The following is a 2,832-nucleotide window of genomic DNA, read 5'->3' as shown; positions in this document are numbered from 1 at the left end:
AATGAGTTGAAATCAGGATTCGGAAGCGAAGGTGAACCACGTTTCATTACCGGCGGTCCTCGTAACGTTTCTACAATCTTTAATAATATTAAAGCGCAGCCAAGCAATGTGAGCGAAGATGACCCTGGTGATATTGTTCAATATATCGCTGCGCACGATAATTTGACCCTGCATGATGTGATCGCCCAATCCATTAAAAAAGACCCGGCGACCCATGAGAAAGAAATTCAAAAGCGCATACGATTAGGGAATGCAATGATCATGATGAGTCAGGGCGTCTCATTCCTTCATGCAGGACAGGAGTATGGAAGGACAAAACAATGGTTAGGTGAAGGCGTACCTGAAGCTAAATCGACCTACATGGTCAATGAAAGCGGAGCACCATTTGAGAATCCTTATTTCATCCATGACTCATATGACTCATCGGATGCGATCAATCAATTTGATTGGGAGAAGGTGACTCAAAATGGTATTTATAAACAGACAATGGAATACACAAAAGGTTTGATCGCTCTAAGAAAATCAACGAACGCTTTCCGATTAGGTACAGAAGATTTGGTCAATAAGCATGTAAGCTTAATTAATGCACCTGAAATCAACCCGTCCGATCTAATCATTGCTTACAAAAATGTGTCCACAGATAAGACAGGCACCTATTATGTATTCATTAATGCTGACGATGAAAAACGTACCCTTACCTTGCAGGAAGACTTAAGGAAAGGAAAAGTAGTCGTTGATTCTGATGAAGCCGGAACGAAAAAGGTGAAAAAACCTTCAGGTTATGAGTTAGGTAAAAACGAACTTACCATCGATCCACTAACTACAGTGGTTATTAAAATGAAAAATAACTAGAAAATGCTTATCCCCTCCTCATGCTCGTGAGGAGGGGATTCTTTTAGCCGTTACATACCATGATGATATTACCGTCTGGATCCTTCAAGTGGAAAAAAGCAAGATCATCATAATTAATAATTTCAGATTCCACTTTGAAATCGTTATGATTTACAAACTCATAAGCCGATCGAATATCATCCGTGTGAAAATTAAAAAGAGGGTGAGGAGAAGGAATTACGATTTTATTTCCGATTGGCCCGGCATCTAAGAGAAGACCTGTATAATCGTTGATTTCCATATTGTAAATAGGGAGCTTTATGTTGTGTTCGTCATACTCTTGGCCTAGTAACTGACAATACCATTTAACAGATTGTTTTAAATCACTCACAGGCACAAATACAGTATTCAATTGATTTTTAATCGGACTTTTCATTACTACACTCCTTTAAAATTTCTTTCACCAACAGCATCCCATGGGCTTCCGCTTAATTTATAGCAATATATCCAAAAATCAGAACGATAAGGCTCAACCTCTTAGCTTAAATCCATTAAAATTTGTATTAGTTATACAGACACTCCCAAAAATTAGTACACTACTGTCTTCTATTTATTTTTAAAAATTCCTTCTCATATAAAAAGGAAAGATGAAAGGGTCAATATATGATGTGTGAACAATTTGTTTCACATTATATACTTAGTTCCTATGATAATTATCCTTATTATCTTAGTTATTTAATCTAATAAAGAGCAACAAGGATAAAATGCCCAATTCATACACTGTTAAAGTAAATCAAATGGGTCAATTCGGAAGGATTCTATAGTATGTATGAGAAATATATCCTACTAAAGGGAGCGAAGGATACTGTTTTTTTATTTGCGGAAAATTTCGGAAAATTGTATAATTCGGAACATGTGTTTATTTCAAATTCACATATTTATATTAGGGGAGGCTACTACATATGAAAAAGAGTTACTTAATTGGCATAATCCTTACAGTAATTATGCTTTTGGCAGCATGTTCTGGAGGGGAAGAAACAGGTGGTGAAACATCTAATTCAGATGGAGAGAACTCGTCATCTAACGGAGAGCAAGTCTTACGTCTAACGGAAGGCGCAGAAATCCCATCCATGGATTCCTCACTTACCATTGATGCAATCGCGTCGCAGTGGCTTGGTTCAACAAAAGACGGACTTTATCGACTTGGAAAAGATGGAGAGACAGAACCTGGCATTGCAAAAGACCATAAAGTGAGTGAAGATGGTCTAGTTTGGACATTCAATTTACGGGAAGGTGCTAAATGGTCTAATGGTGACGCTGTGACAGCTCACGATTTTGTATACGCTTGGCAGAGAGCAGTCGATCCTGAAATTGGTTCTGAATACGGTCCATATATGATGAATGGTGTTATTAAAAATGCAGAGGCCGTCTCTAAAGGAGAAAAAGAGCTTGATGAATTAGGAGTAAAAGCTGTGGATGACTACACATTTGAAGTCACACTTGAAAAACCAACTCCTTACTTTGAATCCATGACAGCGTTTGGAACATTTCTCCCCTTGAACCAAAAGTTTGTAGAGGAGCAGGGTGATGGTTATGCGATGGAATCAGATGCGTTGTTATCTAATGGACCTTTCGTCATGACAGAATGGAACCACGGTGAAGGCTGGACAGTAGAAAAGAATGAAGATTATTGGGATGCAGATCAAGTGAAACTAGATAAAATAAAAGTGAATGTCGTAAAAGATACAGCATCAGCAGTGAATCTGTATCAGACGGATGAAGTCGATGTCACGAACTTGTCTTCTGAATTCGTGGATGAATATCGCTCTTCTGAAGAGTTTCGTGTAGAAGAAGAACCTACTGTATTCTTTCTGAAAATGAATCAGGAAAATGAAATTTTGTCGAACTTGCATGCTCGTAAAGCAATTCAAATGGTTGTTGATCGTCAAAGCATGGTGGATGTTATTTTGAACAACGGATCATTACCGATCGGCGGGTACG

3 protein-coding genes are annotated in these 2,832 nt (G+C 38.1%); 2 read left to right on the top strand and 1 reads right to left on the bottom strand.

From position 1 onward, the window contains the following. Window positions 1-852: alpha-1,6-glucosidase domain-containing protein (locus LD39_RS23155; protein ID WP_035549146.1), on the top strand; the 852-nt coding region annotated here is incomplete at its 5' end. A gap of 43 nt (window positions 853-895) precedes the next feature. Here the strand turns inward: LD39_RS23155 and LD39_RS15345 are convergent. Further along, window positions 896-1,267 (bottom strand): VOC family protein, encoded by a 372-nt coding sequence (locus LD39_RS15345; protein ID WP_035549142.1) that lies wholly within the window; start codon window positions 1,265-1,267, stop codon window positions 896-898. Window positions 1,268-1,793: 526 nt separating this feature from the next. Here LD39_RS15345 and LD39_RS15340 point away from each other — a divergent pair. Next, window positions 1,794-2,832: peptide ABC transporter substrate-binding protein (locus tag LD39_RS15340; protein ID WP_035549138.1), on the top strand; the 1,039-nt coding region annotated here is incomplete at its 3' end.

Source organism: Halobacillus sp. BBL2006 (genome assembly GCF_000786645.1).
Taxonomy (GTDB): domain Bacteria; phylum Bacillota; class Bacilli; order Bacillales; family Halobacillaceae; genus Halobacillus.
The sequence above is the reverse complement of the archived record's forward strand: the minus strand, read 5'-3'. Positions and strand labels throughout refer to the sequence as shown.